General features: G+C 62.8%; 1 protein-coding gene and 2 pseudogenes. All 3 read right to left on the reverse strand.

Annotated features, from left to right (window positions below; all coding sequences use genetic code 11):
• Window positions 1–658: 658 nt before the first annotated feature.
• Window positions 659–949 (reverse strand): hypothetical protein, encoded by a 291-nt coding sequence (locus tag AW06_RS19125; protein WP_138677443.1) that lies wholly within the window; start codon window positions 947–949, stop codon window positions 659–661.
• Between the two features lie 13 nt (window positions 950–962).
• Window positions 963–1,724 (reverse strand): annotated as a pseudogene (gene istB / locus AW06_RS19130) (IS21-like element helper ATPase IstB).
• Window positions 1,718–2,807 (reverse strand): annotated as a pseudogene (locus AW06_RS19135) (IS21 family transposase); the annotation flags it as partial. The pseudogenes istB and AW06_RS19135, both read right to left, overlap by 7 nt.

The raw sequence follows: 2,807 nt of genomic DNA on the forward strand, positions 1-2,807 counted from the left end.
TCAAGTCCGACAAGCTGCTAGTATCGCGATCAGCGCGAGCAGTCGGGTCTTGAGGGACAGGAAGATGTCGGAAGTTCTGTTCATTCGCTTCCCCCAACGATTAGTATGGAACTCGTTTTGATCGATCTCAGCGCCGGTCATCCCACGCAGTTTTCGGTCAGCGGAAGAAGGATAGGAGATCCAACTCCACTTCCGCAAGTGCGTATTTCGCGGAACGTGACCATTGGAGAGATGCTGCATGGATAGGGTTGAATGTTACTTCAATCGGTCACGCTTTTGATGAAATGGCGGTCATGGTTTCGTGAAATAGCGGTCACGGGAGTGAGAAATGGATGAGGGCCTAGCCCCGTTACAGGGTAACGAAGGGTGCGTTGAGGGGGCGGTCAAGGGCGGGCGTAGCCCGGCGAAGCGAACCCTTGAGGGCCCCCTCAACGCGGATACGTTCCAGGGCTTGGGGCTGGTTGCGGATTTTCGCAGCCGGCCCCCGAGCCCGTCCGGCGGCGAGGACTTCCCCGCCCTTGGGGGCGGGGTCAGGGGTGAGGGAAGCGCTGGGGTTTGGCAAGGGCGCCCGCTCTTGCGAAGGTCCGCTTGGAGTCGCAGACTCCATCGTGCAGAGAGGGATGGAGACTCCAGGCTGAGCCGATAAGGCCAAGGACCGTTAGTCCATCGTTGGGGAGTATCTGGCGCATGGCGACTCATTGTTACACGGTAACGCGAAGTAGTGATCAAACTCGTCATCGCTCATTGCCTGCGTGACGACCCGATCGGCGTCCTGGATGAGCTGTTCGAGGACCGCGCGTTGCGCGGTACCGGCGCGACGAGCCAGTCGGCCCAAGGCCAGAGCGGTCGAGGTGGTGACCCAGGATTGCAGGCGTCGTTCGCCATTGTCGCCAGCGAAGGGGCGTTTGGCGCGATAGGCTTGTTGTCTTTCTGCGGAAGTTGTCGTCATGATTTTGGCGTGGTTACAGTGTAACGGAGGACAGAAGTGGGGTTTCGCCATCGAGCTTGCGCTGCGACTCACCAGCGAGCGCGAGCCGGTGGGCGGCATGCAGGACGCGGTCGAGAATCGCGTCAGCGAGGGTGGGATCATTGAGAAAGGCATGCCAATGCAGGGGGGCTAATTGGCTGCTCATCACGGTCGAACGGGTGCCTACCGGGTCATCAAGAATCTCCAGCAAATCATTGCGCTTGGCCTGGCACAGCGGGGCGACGGCCCAATCGTCGAGGATCAGTAGATCGATCTTTGCCAGAGTCGCGAGACTTCTGCTGAAGTTTCCGTCGCCACGAGCGATACGCAACTCCTCGAGAAGGCGGGGCAGACGCCAGTAGAGAACGGACAGTCCCTACCGGCAGGCGGCATTCCCCAGCGCACAGGCGAGCCAGGTTTTCCTGCAACCCGTGGCGCCGGTCAGGATCAGATTCTGGTGTGCCCGGATCCACTGGCAGCCGGCCAATTGCGCCATCAGCACATGATCGAGGTTGCGGCCAGTGCCGTTGCGGATATCCTCCATGCACGCCTGCGAGGACTTGAGCTGAGCCTCGCGCAACAGGCGGGCGATGCGGCGATTTTCGCGATACGCATGCTCGCGATCGACGAGTATCGCAAAGCGCTCGTCGATCGCCAAGGCCGCGACCTGGGCGTGCCTCTGCTGTTCCTCGAAGGCGGCGGCCATGCCGGGCAGGCGTAAGGATTTCAGGGTCAGGAGGGTTTGTTGCATCAGCATGGGGGTTCCTTTCGGGTGCAGTGGTAATAGTTCGGTCCACGCACGTTGGCGTGCTCCGGCAAGGCCTGTTCGCCCTGTGCGGGCGACGTGAGCGGCTGTTGATCGTGCCCCTTCGCCAGAATCGAAGCGACCGAGCGATAGCGATGGGCGCCGACGGCGAGCGCCCGGGTGCAGGCGGCCTCCAGGCGCTCATGCGAATAGGTTCGAGCCAGACGAATCAAGCTCAGACAGGCGCGGTACCCTTGCTCGGGATGCGGCTTCTCGAGCAGCAGTCGCTTGACGAGTTCCGCCGTAGCCGGACCGATGGTGGCGGCCCAGTTCAGCAGGCGACCGGGAGACCATTCGGCATGCGCACGGTGAGCTGCCGGCATGTGTTCAGGCGTGGTCGCGAAATGCCCGCGGCGAGGGCTGCGCGGATGACTGGCCACCCGGCGCGTGCCGGCCAGCACTTCGACCGTGTTCTGCGTGAGGCGCAATTCGACTTCGCGGGGGATGAAGGCATGCGGCACGCTGTAATAGCTGCCGTCGAATTCGACGAGATAGTCGATATTGACCCGCGCGCGCTTCCATTCGGCGAGCGTGAAGGGGGTCGTCGGAAAGGGCCGCAGGTAGGGCGCATCGAGCAGGGCGAAGGCAGAGGCCCGGCAGCCGGGCAGTTTCTTGAAGGGGCGCGAATTCAGTTCCGGCAGCTACGCCGCAATCGCCGCATCGGCCTCGGCCACCGAGAAGAACTGCCGGTGGCGCAGTCGCTCCAGAATCCAGCGCTCGACGACCTGCACGCCGTTTTCGACCTGGGCCTTGTCCTGCGGGCGCCGTCGGCGTGCCGGCAGAATGACGGGGCCGTAGTGGACGGCAAACTCCTCGGTGAGGCGGTTCAACACCGGTTCATAGGGGTCGGCATCGCGAACCAGGGAGCGCGGATTGTCCGGAACAATGAGCGCGGTGACACCCCCGATATAGGTCAGCACCCGCGCCAGTCCGCCGAGCCCGTCGGCCTGCGTCTGCTGCGGCGTGGCACAGGCAAACGTATAGTTGGGCGCCCCGAGTACGGCGACGAAGACGCTAGCAGCTTGTCGGACTTGA

The organism is Candidatus Accumulibacter cognatus (assembly GCF_000584975.1).
Classification (GTDB): Bacteria; Pseudomonadota; Gammaproteobacteria; order Burkholderiales; family Rhodocyclaceae; genus Accumulibacter; species Accumulibacter cognatus.